A 22,262-nucleotide genomic window follows, 5' to 3' on the forward strand; every position below is an offset into this window, starting at 1 on the left:
GTGTGATAATGCTCATTGTAACGACTTAAAAAATTGCGATGCGCAATCAGATCATAAAACACTAATACTCGTCAATTTAAAGTTCGATCCCGCCCTGTGTTACTGCCACTTTAAACAAAACCGGAAACTCCACATTTAAACTTTTTTTCTATCCACTATAAGCCCCAATCGAGGATCTAACCTGAGCACTCCCAGTGCACTATTGGAGTAAGATAAGTCTTGACCCAAAACAACAGGAATACAGTTAAACAATGTAGGTGAACGTCGCCAGATTTCTTTAGCAACAAAACTAAACGGCCAGCACTCTTCTTGCTCCTTAAAGTGCGTCACCCACTTGGCGTGGCTCAGTGATATTTGTGCCTGCTTTAAGCGAGCAATATCTGCTTTTTTAAGCCTTTCTCCAGCTCGCCAATCAATCGCTTCTGATTCTGTATATTCCTTTGCCCCGTGGTTAAACGCTTGCACATTTTGTGTATAGGACGGAAACTCTGTGACCGGAACAAGCACTCCTTCTCCGTTATCAACAAGAAAAATCAATTGAACGCTGACACTGGTTAAACGCGTGCTGAGGACAATGTCATCGTTTTCAATTTCACTATTCGTGTACTTTAATAGAGCCCTGACGCTCGACTTATCCGCATCAAATATCATTTCTTTAGCCAAAGTATATTGCGTCCGCTTGTCCAACCTGAATTCAAATGCTTTGTCGTATTCCTGCTCAAGCCAGGTTATTTGTTGGTCAACATCGGCATAGACTTTATTGATCCATGAATCCATATCGCTATTAATATTAATGGCAAAGCCGCCCCCACCAACTTGCTCATTCTTCTCCCAAAGCAAGCGAGTTGTTACAGCCAGTAGATGTGAAGGGTAGATAAATACTTCACCGTGACCAAACCATTCTCCATAGTCCTCGGGAATTTTATCCATTGATGGCAGGTAGATATTTAACGTGGGTGTTTTGATAAACTTAGAGCGAGCAGTGTTATTAATTTGATGACGCCAAACACGGCCGACTCTTTGCAAGAGCAGATCGATTGGTGCAATTTGGGTAAACATCTCGCATGCATCATAATCCAGACTTTGTTCCAGGACCTGACTCCCTATTAGGATCAAACATTTATCCTTCACTGGTCGGTTAGGGTTGATGCTACGATGGTCCGCAGGATGTTTGCCAACCTGATATTCAATCATCTCTTCAATGGACAAACGTGTGGCTAATGGATACTTTGCATGGAAAGTTAGATACTCAACTCGGCCATCACTTTCGCTGCAGTGTCTTGCAATGAGCCTGGACATTTCCTGAACTTTATCAATGGTATTCAAAATACAAACAAACACACCACAACCTGCGTTATTGGCTGTCGTTAGAACATCATTTGCCATATTGCTTATACATAACTTTGGAGACGTTGAGTGCAGCTTTATCTTGTAAGTCCCGGGAGGGCTGGTTAAGTCTTCTTTTTTACTATCACTCTCAGTTTCTATAATTGTGTGAGACTTCGCCAGAGTACTTGAGCTGTATGTGGTGATCCTTGGATAGGGTTTATCGTCTACTTCAATCTCGGTTTCAAATGCTTGCCCATACGCCTGAACTAGCTCAACCAACATAGTTCGGGGCAAGGTTGCAGAAAGAATGATGACTCTGACATTAAGCTTGGCCATCCAATGCAGCGTATTTTTAAGCAAATCTATCTGAAAGCTCTGTAATGAATGCACCTCGTCCAGTATCAAAACCTTATTTGAGAGCCCAAATAGTCTGACAAAATTATGCTTATAGCGCATTGCAGCCATTAGCAACTGGTCAATAGTCCCTACACATGCACCAGCCAGTAAGCCATGCTTTTTTGATGTGAACCATTGATTTGCTACCACTGAGGAAGTGGTATTTTGTTGATGCTGATAGTCGATACTTTTTAGCTTTAATGCTTCATATTGCGGCTCAAAATCTGCGTTGCTGTGTTTTAAGTGGGTTTCCATATTCTGATACCCAAGCACATCTTTTTTGAGTAACCTTAAAGTCCGTTTGAATAACTGATTTGCTGTCGCTTGTGATGGCATGGCCACATACAAACCCGAGTGGCCCAGGTGGCGAATGAAATGATCGGCTAAAACCTGCGCCGCTTCTGTTTTACCACTCCCCATACCGCTTTCAATAATCGAAAGCCAGGGCAGCTCATTAAGCTTGATAAGCTCTAATACCTTTAATTGCAAAGCATTAGGCTTAAAACCAAAAACATCTACGAAATTTGCCTTGTTATTTGAAGCTGTAACATGCTTGATATTTAAAAAGCTCACAAGCGCATTGGCAATATCTACTCTTTGCACAGCATTGTAGTCACTGGCTGTACAATACCTAAACTGTGATTCATCTGAACCAATCCAATCAGCAACCGAACAAAGTCCAGCCATATATGAGTACCAGGCTGGCGTTAAGGTTTGAGCTGCAAGCTGGTTAAATAGATAAAGGTCAATGGAAAAATAATCGGCTAACCATTCTATCGCATTGATCTGCACTTCACTCCATTGCTCACTGCCGCACAAACCACATTGTTTTTTATTCGCTACAAATACACCATGGTGACTGGCAACCGCAGAAAATATTACTCTCGCAACACTCTTATCTACACCATACTGTCCACAAAAGTAGTCATGTAAAATAACAAATCCTGAATTGCCATGTTTGGTCTCCGCGTCTTCACACACCTTGAATGTGTTAATGTCGAATAAACCCTTTACCCGATCCTGCAACTTATACTGAAAACCCGGTGTGATCTTGCCAATATCATGCAGGGCAATAAGCAGCACCACCATAGCAATCGCGGTATCCTCATCAACGCCTTCAATAGATAAAAACGGCTTCAGTAAGATAACCCCCTCCTGAGCTGCCAGCTTGAGAATAATCGCCCGGGCCACAAAGGCGACATCCAGCATATGGCACACTGCGGGTAGAGTCTTATGCTCGTCGGCCTTACCCCAAAACTGAAAAATGTCGCTGTTAAAATCACTCACACTGTTACTTCCTTGCTTTCAATACACTCAGCTTACGACGCGAATAAAATGCCAACAATCCTGCGATTGCAACCAGTAAAAAAATTACCCGGTCGGGTGCGTTTACTCAAATGTTCCATAGCAAACCCCTAGCCCTCAGCTCCCGATAGCAAGCCGGTTCCATCACAATTTGCTGTGCTTCCGGGTGTGGATGCTGAACATCTAACCTCAAAATGCTGATCAGGTAGTTGATCAGTGCAGCGTTGGTTTTAATTTGCTTTTGGTAATTGTGCATATCAAAGTCGTGAGCGATAACTTGCTGGGCGTACTCGCTGAGTCTTGGGTCGGGGATTATGGTTAAAGTGACTTCCTGCTGCCAGGCTTCGTCGTCTTTTTTGTACTTTTGTGCTTTGCTGATAAATTCTGGGGAGGCAGAGACAATACGCGATAATGAAAAGTCTCTGAAGCCTCCTGCATGTTCACAGTAGGCTCTCAGATGATAGCGCAGTCCAGAGTTAATCAGCGTGTGAGGGCGGATCACGCGCTCGGTTTCACCACCTTCTTTTATAGACTGATAGCGAATATCTAGCACGCTTTGTCGCCGACAGGCATTCAATATGGGCCGCAAAATGGTGGGATTAAGCTTTCTGTGTGGTAATGCCAGCGAAGTAATCGTTGAGGAACTCAGATTGTGTATGTACTGTTCCCCGGTGAGACTAGTATACTCAGTAAAATCCTGAGATATATAGTTAGGTGTAAAGGGGCTTGCCAGCACATAGGCTTTCTCAGACTCATTGTAGCTTGCGGCAATTTGATAACGCTCAATAAAGTCGGTGACATAACGCCGTGCGCTGGGCCTTGAAAGCTTAAATTTGCTCTGGAAAGTACCAGTCTGGATTTCTCCCTGCCAAAACAATACCGCTTCAATATATCTAAAATACAGCTCTTCCTTAGCCTGCATAAAACACTCTGGTAAAATTTTCGTAAAATAAATGTATCAGAACAAACAAAGTAAGTCATTGACCTGAGACAAACTGACAGAGAGATCACGCTAGCATTTTTTTGATGGTAGATTAATAATCAACTATGGCGGCAGTGTTTCCAATGGGTAACGGTTATATGCAGTTTATATATGATGTGAGTTCGAGTCTCACCCTGCCACCACTTCCAGCCAAGCTGTCCACCGCCTCTTTCCTACTAAAATGTCCTATTGGTTAGCCCCGTGTGTACGGGGGCGAAGTAGGACCGACAAAAATATCTGGAATATTTTTGAACAGCTCTGCTGACCCGAAGGGCGAAAGACAGGAAGTCTGGAGTCATCACCGTTTCGCAGCCTGCTAAGGTGAGCGCATGGATGCGTGAGGGATGCTGCTTCACGGACGAATACAGCACATGATTCAGACCTGAATAACTCAGGTTTAGCCCCGCGTCTGCGGGGAACACATAATTGTTTGGGTCGGCCACGTGCCCTTTCACGGTTTAGCCCCGTGCGTACGGGGAACACGGTAAAGCAGCGGTTATTATTAGATGCTCAGGCGGTTTAGCCCCGTGCGTACGGGGAACACGTCCCGCTCAGACTGAACTTCTTTTAAGTAGGCGGTTTAGCCCAGTGCGTACGGGGAACACTGATTATTTCTCCTGTCCTGCTTCTCGCTTGGCGGTTTAGTCCCGTGCGTACGGGGAACACAACAGGAAAGACATCTAATTGAATTGGGTTGCCGGTTTAGCCCCGTGCATACGGGGAACACGAGCGCTCCCATAACATCCGATTTTTAGAATACGGTTTAGCCCCGTGCATACGGGGAACACTTTAGATTCTTCACGAGCGCGTCGAATTTCATCGGTTTAGCCCCGTGCATACGGGGAACACGTTTTGCCAGTGCTCATACTGAAGATAATGTTCGGTTTAGCCCCGTCCGTACGGGGAACACGGTTTTGCGCTTTGCTTGTTGCTGGCGCACTACGGTTTAGCCCCGTGTGTACGGGGAACACAACGGTGAGGCAATGAAGATTAATCAAGCTGCCGGTTTAGCCCCGTGTGTACGGGGAACACTTTCGCGACCGAGTCGACCAATTTCGCGTACTCGGTTTAGCCCCGTGTGTACGGGGAACACTGGGAATTGTTTGGTTCAAACATAGTAACGTCCGGTTTAGCCCCGTGTGTACGGGGAACACAAATGCAGAGCTTGTGCCAATGACAACCCATGCGGTTTAGCCTCGTGTGTACGGGGAACACTAATCCCATTTCAATTAGCACCGGCACTGCATCGGTTTAGCCCCGTGTGTACGGGGAACACTCAACTGGTTTACTCAAATCACAATCACTGATCGGTTTAGCCCCGTGTGTACGGGGAACACCTAATGAAGAGCGCCGAAAAAAGCTAAATGAACGGTTTAGCCCCGTGTGTACGGGGAACACGTGAAAATCAGAACCCACCAGCTCCATATACTCGGTTTAGCCCCGTGTGTACGGGGAACACCAAACTCAACCAGTACCGCCGAACCATGCGCCACGGTTTAGCCCCGTGTGTACGGGGAACACTGTCAGAGTAGATTTATTTAACATGCGATTACCGGTTTAGCCCCGTGTGTACGGGGAACACTAAATCGTATTCGCACTCCACGTCGAACCATACGGTTTAGCCCCGTGTGTACGGGGAACACATTTCTCCATCGCAAATAGCGCATCCCCCCCCGCGGTTTAGCCCCGTGTGTACGGGGAACACTAAAACCCACGCCAACTGACCTGATGTGTATTCGGTTTAGCCCCGTGTGTACGGGGAACACAGACTCAATTAACGGAGACAGCAATGAAACCGCCGGTTTAGCCCCGTGTGTACGGGGAACACAGTGTTATGCCACTGTTGAAAAATCTCGATAACGGTTTAGCCCCGTGTGTACGGGGAACACCCAACGGTTGTCTCTCTCGGTAGGTGATTTAGCGGTTTAGCCCCGTGTGTACGGGGAACACCGCAAATTTGGCGCTAAAAAAACCTTCGTTTACGGTTTAGCCCCGTGTGTACGGGGAACACTAACCAATAAGTTTGTTTTGTTGGGTTTATTCACGGTTTAGCCCCGTGTGTACGGGGAACACGCGCCAATCTCAAAAGCAGTAGCACAAAACCGCGGTTTAGCCCCGTGTGTACGGGGAACACAAATAGCTGATTAGCTAATCGCGTATAACCATCGGTTTAGCCCCGTGTGTACGGGGAACACTCTTGTGCTAATAATTGCTCAGCTAATGGGTTCGGTTTAGCCCCGTGTGTACGGGGAACACTCGGTATAGAGTTCTTTAAGCTCATCGACCGTCGGTTTAGCCCCGTGTGTACGGGGAACACCTCACCAACAACTCGCGGCTTTCCCTTTTAACCGGTTTAGCCCCGTGTGTACGGGGAACACTTCCACGTGTTTATACACGTCAGCGACTTGTTCGGTTTAGCCCCGTGTGTACGGGGAACACGGTTAAAGCTGCCTCTCGTTGGCAGGGCTATCGCGGTTTAGCCCCGTGTGTACGGGGAACACACGTCACGGCCTAGCTGGCCTGCGCTTGATAGCGGTTTAGCCCCGTGTGTACGGGGAACACTCCATCCATTTTCCATAATGCTGCTCAATCATCGGTTTAGCCCCGTGTGTACGGGGAACACTCCGTATCGCCTGCATTGACACAGGATGTTGACGGTTTAGCCCCGTGTGTACGGGGAACACAACTCGTGTTTAGCACGTATCGAGTACCAAGGCGGTTTAGCCCCGTGTGTACGGGGAACACTTTTAATTCTCCTCAGATTCCCAATGCTCATACGGTTTAGCCCCGTGTGTACGGGGAACACTCAAAAAAGCCCCTCGATGGGGGCTTTGTAGACGGTTTAGCCCCGTGTGTACGGGGAACACTGGGAATCCCCTTAAGTTAGTATGGGAGTTTCCGGTTTAGCCCCGTGTGTACGGGGAACACTTGAGGAAACGCACCGCCCATATGAGCGTATGCGGTTTAGCCCCGTGTGTACGGGGAACACCGATAATTTGTTCATCAGCCATTTATCAACCCCGGTTTAGCCCCGTGTGTACGGGGAACACGCCATTTTTAGGTATAAACCGATGGGCGATATCGGTTTAGCCCCGTGTGTACGGGGAACACTCTATAAATACATTATTGTTTCTATTAATAAAAATCACACTTACAATGTTCACCAAAAATATTGGGTACAAATTCTACGTATGTTTACTCGGCTCAATTGTTAAAGATCGGAGTTTCTCTTCAAATAATGTATAGCCAACAGGCCAATAAACTTCACTATACTTGCTCAGCAAAATCGATGAGCTCTTGCCCTGATAAGCGATAGATAATCCACTCGTTTTGTGCTTTAGCACCGATACTTTCATAAAAATCGATTGATGGCTTGTTCCAGTCAAGTACCACCCACTCAAAACGACCGCAGTCCTTTTGTAGTGCAAGTCTTGCCAAGTATTTCATGATCCCCTTACCTGCGCCAACACCGCGTTTGTCTTGTGACACATATAGGTCTTCAAGATACAGTCCGTGCTTGCCAAGCCAAGTAGAATAATTAAAGAAATACACTGCGAACCCAATTGCTTCACCATCTAGTTCACAAATAACGCTGTGTGCTCTGGCTTCTTTACCAAACAATTTCTGTTCTATTTCTTCCACGGTATTGAGCACGGCATCTGGCTCTTTCTCATAAATTGCAAGTTCGTTAATAAAGTGCAGTATTGTCGCGGCATCAGCTACTTCTGCTGGGCGAATTGAAAGGCTCATAATGGCTCCTGTATGTAGGTTTTAGTCAGCTTAACAAATTGTAAAGGGGGATGACAGCACCTTTCAGGCAGCAGCAAAGTGAACAAACTTTCCAGCTCGTTCGTATATGAGACTAATCGTTTTTATATAGGAAGAGGTTAGTATGCAAAGGACCATCTTTGCCTTTTTGATGTTGCTATTCAGCACTCAGGGTTTCGCAAGCATCAGTGATCTTGTAAATCAATTTATAGACAACCCTCAACAAGTCGGCAAAACAAGTCGAATGACCTATTTGTTTTGGGATGTTTATGATGCCAGCCTTTATGCGCCACAAGGCGCGTACTCTCAAGACCAACCTTTTGTATTGGCACTACATTATTTACGCGCGCTTGACGGCAAAGAGATAGCAAAACGATCTCTTAAAGAGATGGAAAAACAAGGGTTTAATAATTCGAGTCAAGGTGAGCGATGGCTGGCAGAAATGAAAAAGATTTTCCCCAATGTCTCTAAAGGGACCGTGCTTTTTGGCGTGAGAACACCCGAAGGAGCTACACAGTTTTACCAAGATAAAAAGCTTATTGGCGAAGTGAAAGATTCGGAATTTACTACCCGTTTTTTCAACATTTGGCTCGGTGAAAAAACATCCGAACCAACCATGCGAGCCGAACTTCTGGGCCTCAAGCGGAAATAGCATATGGTTCTTTTTCGTTAATTTCATCTTCGCTATTTGGCTCAAATATCAAAAGCAATAGCACTCAAAGTGGCCTCAAGCCTAAGGAGAAAACAATGCGCATCACTCTTGCAGTACTCACCTTATTTTTTTTGTCGGCATGCAGTTCGGGCATTGACGGTAAAAAATACTCGACACTTAAACCGCAATTTGACCCCTATGAGTTTTTTGTTGGTGACATAAAAGCATGGGGGATAGTCCAAGACAGAGATGGTAACTTAGTGCAACAGTTTACCGTCAATATCAAAGGTTCAATCAATAACCAGTCAGAGCTTGTTTTAGATGAGTCCTTCAACTATCTGCTCGGTGATGGCGTCAAAACACGAGTTTGGACTATTACAAAGGCATCAGGCAACCGGTATTCAGGCCGCGCCGACGATATTCTCAACTCGGCATCCGGTGAAACCTACGGCAATGCGATGAATTGGCAGTATAGAATGGACTTACCCGTTGACGACACCAGCTACGAAGTACACTTTGATGATTGGATGTGGTCTTTTGACCAAACCACTCTCATGAACCGCTCCTATATTGAAAAGTTCGGTATTGTAATGGCTGAAGTCACAATATTTATGCAAAGGCAATAATAATTACGCCAAATCAACTTCAATTTAACCTTCTTACTCGTGTATTTGTCTACAATTTGTAGACAAATACACCGGCTTCACTACAATCCACAGCAACTCTAGTAGCGTAATCATGTCCAACACTGATAAATGCTTAACAAAAAATGCCGTATCGAAAAGTTTTATTACTGAGTAAGATGCAAGAAACTACGGCGAGATAGTAGCGAATAAGAACCAATAGGAATCCCCACAATGATAAAGAAGATACTAGCTGGAGCCATTGCTCTTGCGCTTGTCGGATGTGTTAATACCGAAAATGAACAATCTAATAATGCGGCATTGACGCAATCTGTGAAATATCCAATCACTAAAACAGGCACCGTGGTAGACAACTACTTTGGTACGCAAGTGGCGGATCCATATCGCTGGTTAGAAGACGACAAAAGCGCAGAAACCGCAGCGTGGGTAAAAGCACAAAACGAGGCTACTCAAGCATATTTATCGCAAATACCATATCGTAAAGACATCGAAAAACGCCTCACCGAACTACTTGATTACGAGCGTGTTTCTCAACCTTTTAAACACGGCAACTATACCTATTTCTACAAAAATGATGGATTGCAAAACCAAAGTGTTTTGTACCGCCAAAAAGAAGGTAGAGAGGCTGAGGTATTTTTAGACCCAAATACCATGAGTGAAGATGGCACAACATCGCTTGCAGGATTAAGTTTTAGTAAAGACGCCTCATTGGTGGCTTATCAAATTTCAGAAGGTGGAAGTGACTGGCGTAAAGTGATTGTGCTAAACGCCGAGACTAAAGAGCAGGTTGGTGAAACGCTAGTCGACGTGAAGTTTAGTGGTATCTCTTGGTTTGGTAATGAAGGCTTCTATTACTCAAGCTATGATAAACCTAAGGGCAGTGAACTTTCTGCAAAAACTGACCAACATAAAGTGTATTACCACAAGATTGGCACACCTCAAGATCAAGACAAGGTCATTTTTGGTGCTACTGATGCGCAAAAACACCGTTATGTTTATGGTGGTGTAACAGACGATAAAAAATACTTAGTGATCTCTGCTGCGGTATCAACATCAGGTAACAAGTTATTTATTCGTGACTTAAGCAAACCAAATAGTGACTGGGTAACGATTTTAGATCATACCAACTCTGATACCAGCGTGATCCACAGTGAAGGCGACACATTGTTCTTAAGCACTAACTTAGATGCGCCGAACCGTCGTATCGTTAAAGTCAATGCGAAACAGCCACAACCAGAAAACTGGCAAGATGTGATCCCAGAAACCGACAATGTACTATCGGTTTCAACAGGTTCAGGTTACCTATTTGCGACTTACATCAAAGATGCAATTTCATTGGTAAAACAATATGACTTCACAGGTAAACTGATCCGTGACATTGCGCTTCCAGGTGTAGGCACTGTGAGTGGCTTTAGCGGTGAGGAAGAAGACAAAGTACTTTATTACTCATTCACTAACTACAACACCCCGAGATCTATCTTTGCTTTCGATGCAGAATCAGGGCGTAGCGAGTTATATAGTTCAGATAAAGTAGATTTTGATTCAGATGCTTACGTGTCTAAGCAAGTTTTTTACACCTCAAAAGACGGCACCCGCGTCCCGATGATCATCACCCATAAAAAAGGGTTGAAGTTAGATGGTAGCAACCCGACACTGCTGTACGGTTATGGTGGATTTAATGTTAGTCTTAAGCCTTACTTTAGCCCTACACGTGCAGCTTGGTTAGAGCTGGGTGGTGTTTATGCGGTAGCAAACTTACGTGGCGGCGGTGAGTATGGTAAAAAATGGCACAAAGCTGGTACTCAAATGCAAAAACAAAACGTCTTTGATGACTTTATTGCTGCAGGCGAATACTTAGTATCTGAAAATTATACTTCAAGTGAAAAACTTGCAATTAACGGCGGTTCGAACGGTGGTTTGTTAGTAGGTGCAACGATGTTACAACGTCCAGACCTATTCAAAGTGGCTGTACCTGCGGTTGGGGTACTTGATATGCTGCGTTACCACACGTTTACTGCTGGAGCTGGCTGGGCTTACGACTACGGTACGGCGGAAGACAACAAAGAGATGTTTGAATATCTGAAAGGTTATTCACCTGTACATAACGTAAAGGCTGGCGTAGATTATCCAGCAACCATGATCACAACAGGTGACCATGACGACCGCGTAGTACCTGCACACTCTTACAAGTTTGCAGCTGAGCTACAAAGCAAACACACAGGTGCTAATCCGACGCTTATTCGTATCGAAACCAATGCAGGGCACGGCGCAGGCACACCGATAAGCAAGACGATTGAACAGTATGCCGATATTTATGGCTTTACGCTTTACAATATGGGAATTAAGTCTCTTTAGGCATAAGCCATGCTTCAAAAGCCACCTGTACAAGCAGGTGGCTTTATTCAATAAGGACGTATCTATGCTCAGTTGCCAACAGTATGATTATATCGAACTGGCATGCCTAAAACGCCTAGCGGTTACTATCGAGATGAAAGGTGGTGACGTTGTGCGTGGCAGGTGCGAAAACACGGCCATAGTCGACAAACAGGAGTGTTTAGTTTTAGAACGAGAAAATCAAACTGTCACTGTGGTGCTTGCAGAGATTGCCAGTATCTCTGCCGATACCGACAATCCCTATTTTACTAGGTTAAGATTTCAGTGATAACGCCATAAAGACACTTAACGGGTTGTCACGATACATACCAAAGCGTTCACATCGCTCAAATCCCAAGCTCTCATAAAGGCTTATCGCACTGGCTTGCTTAGAGCCGGTTTCCAGCCGAATAAGTGGGATCTGCGCTTCACCCGCGTAGTGAAGCAAAATTTGCATAATACGTTTAGAAAGCCCTTTACCTCGATAACTAGGTTTTACGTACAAGCGTTTAATTTCACCGTATAGGGTTTTATCAAACTGCTTTACAATCGCACCGCACGCTACAATGCCCTCTTCATTTTGTAAGCCAACGGCATACACGTTAGGTTGGTTAATTTCTTCTATTGATAAAGACTGTGCACTTGCGATTGGATATAAGCTATTCATAAGCTTATCGATTTCAGAAAACACCGCGACTACTTGTGGGTCATCTGACTTTAACTGAATTAATTGCATACCTGCCTCTAAGAAGTAAGGCCAATTTGTCCCGTGCTCATAAACTGAGCAATATTATTACTATTCTGGCCGACGTCAAACTATACCGAGTTAGAAATAATAAGCAAATTATAGAGGCAAGATGATAGGCTGAATGCCTACGGAAACTTTATGGTGGGGTTAGCCAAAGATACTAACCATATGTTTTAAATAAATAAAATTTAGTAACCCTGAACTGTTACAAAGTGTAAAGTATTGGTGTGAGCTAGATACTTCAAGCTAGCCACAAGCAGCTAAGAATTTTTCATTCTTATTCTGTCGGGCGGACTTCATGCTTTATCGCGCCGCTCTTATGTATTGCTACTTTGGTTTCTACCGACTGTTTGCTCTTACTTGGAAAGCTCAGTAAAGTCAGTAATAACAACACGCTTGTTAGCGCTACAATCAGCGGGATAGAGGTATGCGAACTTGTGTGTGATGCTCTATGGGGCATAAACAAACCTACGAAAATTAATTTGTCTTCCCTAAAAACCAATCCTTTTTAACCAATAACAAAAATAGCACTTAGTTAAATATGATTACCTTCTATCACATCTAAACTTTTAGTGCTATATAATTTTAAAAAAACACCAAAAAGTATTAATACAACCATTTACCAATGACATTACTGTTCATTCACTTTCCACCTATCCAACTGACGGACCCCAACCAAAGTTATTAGCTTGCAGCTTGAAGGCTGAACTGTTTGTTCACTAGGCTTTGGTAAAGTGAAGAATGTTGCATCAGATACTGATGGTTTCCCTGTGATTCAATCTCACCTTTGTTAATGACGATAATATTATCAGCATCCATAACCGTACTGAGTCGATGCGCAGCGATAATTGTAGTGCGACCTTTTTTTGCATTTTTCAGGGCAATTTGAATAGCGGCTTCACTTTGTGAATCAAGGCTTGCCGTTGCTTCATCCAACAGCAGCAATGCAGGGTCTTTTAATAGTGCTCGCGCCAATGCAACTCGTTGCCTTTGTCCGCCAGATAGAGTAATGCCACGCTCACCAATTCGAGTATTCAACCCATCAGGAAGTGTCGCTATAAACTCTGCTAAATCGGCCGTGGCGATGGCATGCTGTAATTGTCCATCATCTATTGTTTCATAAGCACCGTATACCAAGTTTTCATATAAGGTGCCACACAGCAGCGGGCTCTCTTGCGCAACGTAACCGATTTGCGCTCTCAAATTAGCTCGGTCTAGCTCTTCAACATTAAGCCCAGCAATTTCGATGTAACCACGCCTCGCCTGATAAAAGCCCTGCAACAAAGCGAAGAGTGTAGACTTACCAACTCCTGATGGCCCAACAATCGCGGTCGTTTTTCCACTTAAGAATTCACAGCTCAAGCTTTTAAATACCGGTTTATCATCAACATAACTAAAAGATAAATTGCGAACATAAATTGACTTATCAGTCAGGTTAATTGTATGACCACTTTCATTTTCTGGTGCCGTTGCTAAGATCTCATTAATACGAACGGCCGCTCCTTTTGCTTTATTAAACGCGGCTACCACCATGCTTAACTGCCCCATCGGCAACACAATGTTCAGTAAAAACATGATAAACGCAACAAAAGCGCCTAGCGTCATCGCACTGTTGGCAACCCTTGATGCGCCAAATCCTAGTACTAACACTATCGAAGCCATGATCACTAAATTCACCAATGCGCCCATGGTAGCTAAAAGCGTATGTTCTGACATTGCAGTTTTATAGAGTGACTTCAATTCATTGTTATTCTTTTTAGCTTCTATTTTTTCTGCACCTTGTGCTCTTAGTAAGCGGATATTGGCAAACAGTTCGGTTAACCTTCCAAGCATAGAGGCTTCAGTATCTTGTAATGACTTAGACAGATCCGTTAGCCTCACGGAAAACGGTAAGATAATCAGAAAACTAGCCGTCACTGCACCAAGCATTACAAGTGTCATTTGCCAGTCTAAAAACCATAGAATAATAAAAGAGCCAAATAATGAAACCACACCAGATATACAAGACACAGACTGCTCGCTCACAAGGTTTTCAATAATTTCAGTGTCTTTTACGATACGATTCGCGGGCTCCCCAGCTCTAGTATTATCAAAGAAGGAAACAGGCAAACGAATGAGGTGCTGAAAAAGGTCTCCGCGTAATTTAAGCTTTTGCTCATTGCCAATTTTACCCATGATGTAAGTCATCAGCCCTGTTAGCACAGCGGAAAACACTAACACCATAATTAATATGACTACCTGTTCATTTGAAAAATGACCATTTTCTCCGAGTTCTTCCAGCAATTTTTTCGTTTGCAAAGGCACCAACAAACCTAAAGCACTAGAGATAAGCGTAAATAAAACCAGAGTTGATAGTAGTATGCGGCTTGGCCGCGTGCGCCTGACTAGCTGTATTAAAGATGATGTATTGTTCATAATTATGATGTTCCCGTTGAATAGATAACATAATAATTGACCACATTTCAAATTCAGTCAATTTAAAACTGACCTATTGGTCATTTTCAAATTGACTGTATACTGCAGTGTGAACAGGAGGAGCTATGTCTGATAAGCGGAAATTAATACTGGCATGCGCGGAGCAGTTACTTTTAGCAGAGGGCGATAGTGCCTTTAGCATGCAAACCATCGCCAATAAAGTGGGCATTTCGAAAGGTGCTATCTACCTACACTTTAAGTCAAAAGACGAACTACTATTAGCCGTTTTTGAGCGTCAAACAGCGGATCTGCTAGATAAAATAAGAGCAATATTAGAAAGTGATAAATTGACACCAATTGCTAAGCTAAAACAACAAATCCGCTTCCAGCACGAAGATTTAAAGCAGTACCAAGCGATGTTTCAGCTTTTATTGCAGGAGGAGTCACTGAGCTTTTCAAATAACTTGATCATGTTCTATCAAGAGTTTCGCTTGACGTGGCTTACGCTACAAGAAGGCTTTTTACTTGAAAACTATGGCGAGCAAGTCCGGCCTTGGAAAACCGATCTCGCGATGACGCTTGATGGTATTATTGCTAATTATCTTTCGCTTCCCGTGATCGAAGGCATTGATTTCGACACTGAAAAGCTGGTTAATTGGGTGGTGTCATGCATGGACTCAATTTGTACAGCGCTACCAAATCAAACACTGTTGCCGGTGTTAACCGAACAGGATTTTCCGTCCCAAAAAGAGATCGAAGCCAAAAAACGACAACTCCACGAACAAAAAGTCCAACAAGCTTTTTTACAGCTCCAAGAAAAATCCCAAAAGCTAAAGCTTGCACCACAAAAGCGTGAGATCGTAGACCATACAATCGCTCTGTTGGAGGCTCAACTACAAGGTGAAAACCCTGATACAGTATTAATCAGGGCGCTTCTCGCAGGACTTCGAGACTACAGAGGACTAAATACTGAGCGCCAGCTACTCGCAGAAAGACTCAATGTAGAGGCAGTGTAAACCACCGAGTATGTGGTACTCGTACGGTTAGAGGAAAGCAAAATATTGCTTTACACTGCTGACTATTTTTCTTTTAAGAATAAGACTCTCTTAATCAATCCATCGACGACTTCATAGGTTGCGATGGCTTTCTACTTTGATTTATATTCCTCACCATCACGCATTAGGCAAAACTCTATAACCTCAGTATCTACAATTTACAACCTTTACCCATCTTCCTAAACATCACTAGATTGACTATAAATCCAGCAAGTTAATCATGAACTGCTATATTGTTTTATGAGGATATTATGGGGGATACGATGCTAACAGCGCTAAACGACAGTATGCCAATTTTGATTGTTACATCTGAATGGTATGTCAGTCATACAACCGCCGTTGCGGAAAAACTGTTCGCACCTGTCGATAACGTCATCAATAAGCACCTTGAAGACTTATTTATCTTTCCTTTATGCGTAGAAGAGCAGCAAAAAACAATTGCTGACGGCTCTTTGGTACAAGTGTCGTTGCGCACGTCGCCAAATGTACAATTTTTACTGTCATTTTATGATGTTCGCAGCAACGAAATATTTGTCCATATTGCCGAGCTCTCTACGTATTATTGTCAAAATCCTTTGGAAGACGAACAAACTCGAATTTTGCGCCACGCCGTCAACAGCGCAAACCTAGGAGTTTGGTGCTACGATCTCCTTAATAAGACAGCGTATTTCTCTCCTAAATTCAAATCACTGATAGGCCTCCCAGCCTCGGCAGAACTAGACTGGGACACCTTAAAAAGCATGATTTACCACGAAGATCAGCCACTATTTGCCGAGCTACTCGCTCACCATATTGAACAAGGTCTTATGCTGCATTTTGAGTTCCGGCTTGAGGTTAGGGGAACAATTCATTGGTTTGAGTTCAAGGGAGAACAAGTTAAGTATTGTATTCGCACACACAGTGTTTATGGGATTTTAGCTGACTGTACTCATGAAAAAGACATGCTAGTTGCATTACATGATGCAGAAGAAAGCAAAGAACTTGCCATGCAAGCGGGGAAAATAGGCACTTGGCGAGCAATACGAGTGGCGAATCAATGGATCTGGAATTGGGATCATCAAGCGAATGAAATTTTTAAGCTTTCGGAAGACGATATTGGCAATTTGCATCTTTGGGAAGCAAGCCTTCACCCCGACGATAAAGCACGTGTTACTCAAGCGCTGGAAGCGTCGCTAAACTCAGGTGAAACCTTTGAGCAGCGTTATCGCGGCCTGCTCAACGATAAAGACATTGTAGTAGTATATGCCAAAGGTGTTGTGGGGCTTGATGAACAGGGTCGGCCAGCACGTATTGACGGCGTTGTTATCGATCAAACCGATGTATATATTGCCCAGAAAAAACTCCAGCACATCAATCAAGAATTAGAGCAACGCGTCGCAGAGCGCACCGCCGATCTTGAGGCTGCTATTATTAAAGCTGAGCAGGCCAATCGCACTAAATCAGACTTTTTGTCCATGATGAGCCATGAACTCAGAACCCCCATGAATGGCATTATCGGCTCCTTAGATCTCATGGCGCTATCAGAGCTTGATGAAGACAACCAAGAGCTTTTAGAAACCGCGTCTATTTCAGCCAATAATTTAGTCTCAATATTAAATGATATTTTAGACTTAGCCAAAGTTGAGCAAGGGAAAATGGAGCTTGAGAGCTATCCTTTCTCCCCTTCTAAAATGCTCAATAACATCATCAAAACCTTCGAAGCCCACGCGCGCGACAAATCAGTAAAATTAACGGTGCATGAGGACATAAAGCTACCGTTAGAGGTGATTGGCGATGAAAATAGAGTACGGCAAATTATCTTTAACGTTGTCAGCAATGCCATCAAATTTAGCGTTGCAGATCGCGAAGGCGGCGCGAAAGTCACCATCAATGTGCACTGGGCATGTGAAGGCGTAGCCTTATCTCACTTGATATTTAAGATAGAAGACAATGGCATTGGCATTGCACCAGAAGTACAAAAGAAACTGTTTACCCCCTTTACACAAGCCGAACGCTCTATCACGAGAAAATACGGTGGTACGGGGTTAGGGCTTGCAATATGTGGCAAGCTTATTGACTTAATGGGCGGCAAGGTCGTCTTAAAAAGCAAATCCGGTGAAGGCTCAACTTTTACCATTACCATTCCTATTTGGCGCCCAAGAACACAACAGCAACCCAATATTCTATTTAATACGCTCTATTGGTTAAGTGATATCCATTGGCAAAGTTCGTTGGCGCTGACTCAGTTGTACAATGCCTGCACGCATTTTTGCAATGAGCTCAAAGTCATCGAGTCACCCAATGAAATCAAAGAGACAGACGATACCGCACTTATTCGTGTTGTCACAACGCAAGCCGGAGCCTCTGCAGAGCAAATACGATCACCTATTCCAGAGTTAGTATTTCTTGATGAAAAGGCGTTTGCTAACTTGAACAGTACAGCGTTAACCACACAAAAACCAAAACCAATTGCACCACAGACTCAATACGCCATCGGTCAATTACTGAGTAAACTTAAAGCAAGTCAGCAAAGTGACGAGACTGATTTAGGTGAATTAAACGATCTCAGTGAACTAGATGCGCTACTTTCACTAGACGATAAAGTATCTAGCCCTACCGATGATGAATCGGATACGAGTGGTAAGCAGCATATACTCCTTGCCGAGGATAACCCCTTTAACCAAAAACTCATCGTCAAACAGCTTTCTAGACTTGGAGTTTCCTGTGATATCGCCAATAACGGTAAAGAAGCCTTGGCGATGTATAAAAGCCAGCAATATCAGCTTTTGTTGACGGATTGCCATATGCCAGAGATAGATGGCTATGAATTAACTAAGTTAATTCGCGCATTTGAGTCCAGCGAAGAGCGCAGTGCGATTCCAATTGTTGCCGTCACAGGCGCCGCTATGAAAGGGGATAAAGAGCTTTGTTTAGATAGTGGCATGAATGACTATGTTAGCAAACCGGTGCGATTACAAGAGCTTAAAAACACCTTAGGTAAATGGTTAGATATGGACTTTACACAATGAGCAAAACCCTCAACCCTCAGGTGCTTATCGATTTAATCGGTGATGATTTTGCTACGGCGAAAAAGTTTTACACCGACTTTCTAGTACAATCGAAATCTAGTTGCGCAAAAATTAAAACTGCATACCAAACTCGTGCCTTTCAAGCTTTAAAAGACGAAGCGCATTACCTCAAAACCTCCGCAAAAGCAGTGGGAGCTGAGGTATTAGCTGAACATCTACAGGCGTTAGAATATTCAGCACTTGATAACAACACCATTGAGTGCGCCGAAAAAATAAAAGCGATACACCATGAGATCGGCAGCGAGTTTGTTCGAGAATTAAAAGCCTATTTAACCTCTCAGTCGCAAACTTAGAGCGCAATCGGCTGCTCAGCGATAGCCGCTTTGAGTCCTGCGCGTTCGAACTTCACAACATCTTCTTGATGCTGGTAATGATAGACCCAAATATTTTTAATGATGTCTTCACGGTAGCTCATCAACAACTCATTAAGGGAGCAGTGACTGGGATTGTTTGCAAGACCGCAATCATGAAAAATAACCTCGTCGTTACTGACGTGATGATGGAGCAGCTCAGGAATAGCTTTGGTATCACCACTGTAAAACAGGCTACCTGGGAGATGTAAGGAAAAAGCGCTATTGGGCTCATGATGACGAACGGCATAACTATGTATACGTTGCCCACGATGAAGAAAGCTCTCTGAGATTGGAAATAAACGAAAAACCTGCCATACGCCGCAAGTCCCTTCGCTCAGTCCGGTGTAAGCAAGCATATTACACAACCCAACGATTAGCTCTGCTGGGGCATATAACGTGATTTGGTGCTGACTCAATGCAGCCTGAAAGTAAAGCTGCTCCAATCCACTAACATGGTCATAATGAAGGTGGGTGATAAACACAGCATCGGGTAATGACGAAAAATGCTTTTTATAACGCGACACCGTATCAAAGCCACAATCTATCAATAACCAAGGTAGGCCTTTATGGGTCAGTACACAGGCAGAGCACCCGAGAGTTGCAGCGCTGGCGGCACTTCCCACTCCCAAAAAAACAGCAGCGTCTGGTTTACAGTGACTGTCAACGAATGATTTCGGATTGACAGCGTGTAGTTCGGTTGTCTTGGTTATGCCTTTCATTGCACTGCCAGAAAAATCAACAAACAATAGCGCCAGACTACATTGTCGGATTTACAGCCATATGACAGTCATATCTGCAATCTTTTGGTTCAGCTCACTATTTGATTTCGCTATTTTGACCACCCTAAGGTTCGCGACCTGCTTAATCTATTGATTTTTTTATAACTTCATTCTGGTATAACTATTGCTGAATGATAACCTTATGTCATCACCACTATGGAAAATAACAACGATGAAAAAGCTCCTCACTAGTTTAGCTGCACTTAGCCTTTTATCTGGCTGTGTCGTACATATCTCTCCAAGCGCAGCCGCAACCAAAACACTCCATAAATCTTTGCAACTCAACGCTGCAGACATCAGCAAACTTGATGCAAATACCACCTCGGGTAATATCCAGATCATTGGATACGATAACCAACAAGCGATCCAAGTGGAAGCTTCAGTGTTAACCACAGAAGCAGAGAACTACCAACTTACATTGGAAAAATCAGGTGACATCGCCATATTGGTGGCAGATTCAGATACAAGCTCGGGTGTACAATGGTATCGCAATAATAGCCCTAGAATTGACTTAACCATCACCATGCCAAGCCAACTTGCGCTAACACTTGATGACAGTTCGGGGGATATAGCCATCAAAAATATCAAAGGTTTTATCAAACTAGATGATGGCTCTGGCAATATCACATTAGAAGATATTCAAGGTGCTGAAATTGATGACGGCAGTGGCAATATCCATATCACTAACGTCCAGCAACTTGTTATCGACGATGGTTCTGGCGACATAACCATAAAGGGATTAGTCGATACACTAGAGTTGGAGGATGGCTCGGGTAATATTGATGTGACTGGCGGCACGGATATCAAAATAGAAGATGAGTCTGGCGATCTAACCCTTCGCGGTTTTAGCGGCAACGCAGATATCATCGATGGCTCTGGCTCACTGATTGTTGAAGGCGGACGCAATATTAAAATCGATGATGAATCCGGTAATATTCGAGTTCGTCACGCCCAAGGCGATGTCACTATCGTTGATGGTTCGGGCAATACGGATATCGAAGCAGTTAAGGGCCACGTTCAAATAGAAGACGGTGCTGGAAATATTCGTGTGGTAAATGCCGGTTCCTTGACCATTACCGAATCAGGCTCAGGCTCGGTGAAAATAGATAAGATAGCTGGAGCCGTAAAACTAGATGACTAGGGCTTGCTGAATGATTTTAGTGTGGAGCAATATACGATTGCTCCACTGTCGGTAAAGTTCAACATTAACTCGACACTGTGTAAAGTCAGCTCGTCTTCCTGACAGGAGGTGTCGACGCCCATCCATGGGCTACGACTTACTTTTCTTTGATGCCCAAAGAACAAGTAAGCAAAAGAAAAGGCACTCCCACCTTGGCCCTGTCACCGCTTTTCACGCATCCATGCGTTGAAATGACGCATTGGCAATTTACTTTCGGGTGTGATGAGGGAGACACAAGGCGCTGATAAATTCTTGTGGTGCTTGCAAGCAACTATTGTCGGCCAAGTCTTGTCTGGCATCATGGATGTGCCTTACAAGACGGTTGCGATACCAATTGTATTAGGTAAATGAGCAATTTGAAGCGGAGAAATAGCTTTAGTAGCTCCGCTCTCGCGTCCTGCTACCGCCAAGGTACCTATATCCATATAGGCAAGGCAAAAATTTTGCTATTTAGTTGTTCTAAATGAGAAATTTTTAACGACGCTAATATGGTATTTCACCCTTAAAATTGATTGGAGACTTAGTGCAATTGGTATTATATATCGGCTTAGGGTTTGAGGATTAAGTGTGATGCTGGGGCGACGTTTTCTTGGTTCGCTCGATCGCGTCGTGTAAAAAGAATGAACGAGAAGCGCATGGATGCGCTTTGATACGAGCCATGGAGGGTAAGGCTAATATGTCCTCCTGACGGATTTCGACGCCCATCCATGGGCTACGACTATCTTTTCTTTGCTTGCCCAAAGAAAAGATAGCAAAAGAAAAGGCACTCCCAACATCACACTGACTCCTCAAGTAAATTGCCAATATGAACGTCACCGCGATGCAAGGGCCATCCTTGGCCCTGTCACCGCTTTTCACACATCCATGCGTTGAAATGACTCATTGGCAATTTACTTTCGGGTGTGATGAGGGAGACACAATGCGCTGATAAGTTCTTTTGGTGCTTGTAAGCGACTTAGCTGCTTCAGGAGATAAAATCAGAATTAACAATCAGCGCTACTTTCCTCTCTCCAGCATACCCAATAAGCATTCGAATGCTGATTAAAAAAATGAGTTAAAAATGCTTGCCTTTTATGTAACAATAGCGCGCAAATAAAAACCAATCGCAGCACACTAGGAAGTAGTACCGCGTATTGGTGGAACGGCTTTAACCAACAACAGTGGACATAAAAAATGCAAACAAGGATTGTGGTGCTGTCTCTTATACACATCTCC

Annotated in this window: 14 protein-coding genes and 1 CRISPR repeat array; of the genes, 8 read left to right on the plus strand and 6 right to left on the minus strand. The window is 43.9% G+C overall.

Going from position 1 to position 22,262, the window contains the following annotated elements; translation table 11 throughout:
• Positions 1 to 135: 135 nt before the first annotated feature.
• From BB427_RS01140 to BB427_RS01150, 3 genes are all read right to left on the minus strand, one after another.
• Complete coding sequence (locus BB427_RS01140) at positions 136 to 3,012, minus strand: CRISPR-associated helicase/endonuclease Cas3 (protein ID WP_069018693.1); 2,877 nt, start codon at positions 3,010 to 3,012, stop codon at positions 136 to 138.
• A 106-nt stretch (positions 3,013 to 3,118) separates the two neighbouring features.
• Complete coding sequence (locus BB427_RS01145; RefSeq protein ID WP_069018694.1) at positions 3,119 to 3,952, minus strand: transcriptional regulator; 834 nt, start codon at positions 3,950 to 3,952, stop codon at positions 3,119 to 3,121.
• Between the two features lie 453 nt (positions 3,953 to 4,405).
• A CRISPR array of direct repeats spans positions 4,406 to 7,123; the repeat unit is 29 nt; unit sequence CGGTTTAGCCCCGTGTGTACGGGGAACAC.
• Between the two features lie 156 nt (positions 7,124 to 7,279).
• Positions 7,280 to 7,762: a GNAT family N-acetyltransferase gene (locus BB427_RS01150; protein ID WP_039496196.1), complete on the minus strand. Its 483-nt coding sequence runs from the start codon at positions 7,760 to 7,762 to the stop codon at positions 7,280 to 7,282.
• Between the two features lie 142 nt (positions 7,763 to 7,904).
• On the opposite strand from BB427_RS01150, the gene BB427_RS01155 reads away from it, so the two are divergent.
• The 4 genes from BB427_RS01155 to BB427_RS01170 all read left to right on the plus strand — a co-directional run bounded on the left by BB427_RS01155 (position 7,905) and on the right by BB427_RS01170 (position 11,738).
• On the plus strand, positions 7,905 to 8,432 hold the full coding sequence (locus tag BB427_RS01155; RefSeq protein ID WP_069018695.1) for a chalcone isomerase family protein: 528 nt from the start codon (positions 7,905 to 7,907) through the stop codon (positions 8,430 to 8,432).
• 95 nt (positions 8,433 to 8,527) lie between these two features.
• Positions 8,528 to 9,058 carry a DUF3833 domain-containing protein gene (locus tag BB427_RS01160; RefSeq protein ID WP_069018696.1) on the plus strand — a complete coding sequence of 177 codons (531 nt, stop codon included), beginning with the start codon at positions 8,528 to 8,530 and terminating at the stop codon, positions 9,056 to 9,058.
• A 231-nt stretch (positions 9,059 to 9,289) separates the two neighbouring features.
• A complete protein-coding gene (locus tag BB427_RS01165) occupies positions 9,290 to 11,431 on the plus strand; it encodes a prolyl oligopeptidase family serine peptidase (protein WP_069018697.1) in 2,142 nt (713 codons plus the stop codon).
• A 64-nt stretch (positions 11,432 to 11,495) separates the two neighbouring features.
• A complete protein-coding gene (locus BB427_RS01170) occupies positions 11,496 to 11,738 on the plus strand; it encodes a Rho-binding antiterminator (RefSeq protein WP_069018698.1) in 243 nt (80 codons plus the stop codon).
• Here the strand turns inward: BB427_RS01170 and BB427_RS01175 are convergent.
• Positions 11,724 to 12,185, minus strand: a complete 462-nt coding sequence (locus BB427_RS01175) for a GNAT family N-acetyltransferase (RefSeq protein WP_010603965.1) — start codon at positions 12,183 to 12,185, stop codon at positions 11,724 to 11,726. The two genes, BB427_RS01170 and BB427_RS01175, sit on opposite strands and share 15 nt — an antisense overlap.
• A 696-nt stretch (positions 12,186 to 12,881) precedes the next feature.
• Positions 12,882 to 14,612, minus strand: coding sequence for an ABC transporter ATP-binding protein (locus BB427_RS01180; RefSeq protein ID WP_069018699.1), 1,731 nt, complete (start codon positions 14,610 to 14,612; stop codon positions 12,882 to 12,884).
• 125 nt (positions 14,613 to 14,737) lie between these two features.
• Between BB427_RS01180 and BB427_RS01185 the strand changes: the two genes are divergently transcribed.
• From BB427_RS01185 to BB427_RS01195, 3 genes are all read left to right on the plus strand, one after another.
• On the plus strand, positions 14,738 to 15,628 hold the full coding sequence (locus BB427_RS01185) for a TetR/AcrR family transcriptional regulator (protein ID WP_069018700.1): 891 nt from the start codon (positions 14,738 to 14,740) through the stop codon (positions 15,626 to 15,628).
• A gap of 302 nt (positions 15,629 to 15,930) precedes the next feature.
• Positions 15,931 to 18,675 carry an ATP-binding protein gene (locus BB427_RS01190; RefSeq protein ID WP_069018701.1) on the plus strand — a complete coding sequence of 915 codons (2,745 nt, stop codon included), beginning with the start codon at positions 15,931 to 15,933 and terminating at the stop codon, positions 18,673 to 18,675.
• Positions 18,672 to 19,028: an Hpt domain-containing protein gene (locus BB427_RS01195; RefSeq protein ID WP_045990189.1), complete on the plus strand. Its 357-nt coding sequence runs from the start codon at positions 18,672 to 18,674 to the stop codon at positions 19,026 to 19,028. The genes BB427_RS01190 and BB427_RS01195 overlap by 4 nt, the downstream gene beginning before the upstream one ends.
• Here the strand turns inward: BB427_RS01195 and BB427_RS01200 are convergent.
• A complete protein-coding gene (locus tag BB427_RS01200; protein ID WP_069018702.1) occupies positions 19,025 to 19,807 on the minus strand; it encodes an MBL fold metallo-hydrolase in 783 nt (260 codons plus the stop codon). The genes BB427_RS01195 and BB427_RS01200 overlap by 4 nt on opposite strands.
• Before the next feature lie 202 nt (positions 19,808 to 20,009).
• On the opposite strand from BB427_RS01200, the gene BB427_RS01205 reads away from it, so the two are divergent.
• On the plus strand, positions 20,010 to 21,008 hold the full coding sequence (locus tag BB427_RS01205) for a DUF4097 domain-containing protein (protein ID WP_254663557.1): 999 nt from the start codon (positions 20,010 to 20,012) through the stop codon (positions 21,006 to 21,008).
• The last annotated feature ends 1,254 nt before the right edge of the window (positions 21,009 to 22,262 follow it).

It is taken from the genome of Pseudoalteromonas sp. BMB (assembly GCF_001709235.1).
In the GTDB taxonomy this organism is placed as follows: domain Bacteria; phylum Pseudomonadota; class Gammaproteobacteria; order Enterobacterales; family Alteromonadaceae; genus Pseudoalteromonas; species Pseudoalteromonas maricaloris.

What these genes read in the sequence shown, in the direction of transcription:
- BB427_RS01145 (WP_069018694.1), bottom strand. Translation starts at nt 3,952, where the DNA reads ATGCAGGCTAAGGAAGAGCTGTATTTTAGATATATTGAAGCGGTATTG.
- BB427_RS01150 (WP_039496196.1), bottom strand. Translation starts at nt 7,762, where the DNA reads ATGAGCCTTTCAATTCGCCCAGCAGAAGTAGCTGATGCCGCGACAATA.
- BB427_RS01155 (WP_069018695.1), top strand. Translation starts at nt 7,905, where the DNA reads ATGCAAAGGACCATCTTTGCCTTTTTGATGTTGCTATTCAGCACTCAG.
- BB427_RS01160 (WP_069018696.1), top strand. Translation starts at nt 8,528, where the DNA reads ATGCGCATCACTCTTGCAGTACTCACCTTATTTTTTTTGTCGGCATGC.
- BB427_RS01165 (WP_069018697.1), top strand. Translation starts at nt 9,290, where the DNA reads ATGATAAAGAAGATACTAGCTGGAGCCATTGCTCTTGCGCTTGTCGGA.
- BB427_RS01170 (WP_069018698.1), top strand. Translation starts at nt 11,496, where the DNA reads ATGCTCAGTTGCCAACAGTATGATTATATCGAACTGGCATGCCTAAAA.
- BB427_RS01175 (WP_010603965.1), bottom strand. Translation starts at nt 12,185, where the DNA reads ATGCAATTAATTCAGTTAAAGTCAGATGACCCACAAGTAGTCGCGGTG.
- BB427_RS01180 (WP_069018699.1), bottom strand. Translation starts at nt 14,612, where the DNA reads ATGAACAATACATCATCTTTAATACAGCTAGTCAGGCGCACGCGGCCA.
- BB427_RS01185 (WP_069018700.1), top strand. Translation starts at nt 14,738, where the DNA reads ATGTCTGATAAGCGGAAATTAATACTGGCATGCGCGGAGCAGTTACTT.
- BB427_RS01190 (WP_069018701.1), top strand. Translation starts at nt 15,931, where the DNA reads ATGCTAACAGCGCTAAACGACAGTATGCCAATTTTGATTGTTACATCT.
- BB427_RS01195 (WP_045990189.1), top strand. Translation starts at nt 18,672, where the DNA reads ATGAGCAAAACCCTCAACCCTCAGGTGCTTATCGATTTAATCGGTGAT.
- BB427_RS01200 (WP_069018702.1), bottom strand. Translation starts at nt 19,807, where the DNA reads ATGAAAGGCATAACCAAGACAACCGAACTACACGCTGTCAATCCGAAA.
- BB427_RS01205 (WP_254663557.1), top strand. Translation starts at nt 20,010, where the DNA reads ATGTCATCACCACTATGGAAAATAACAACGATGAAAAAGCTCCTCACT.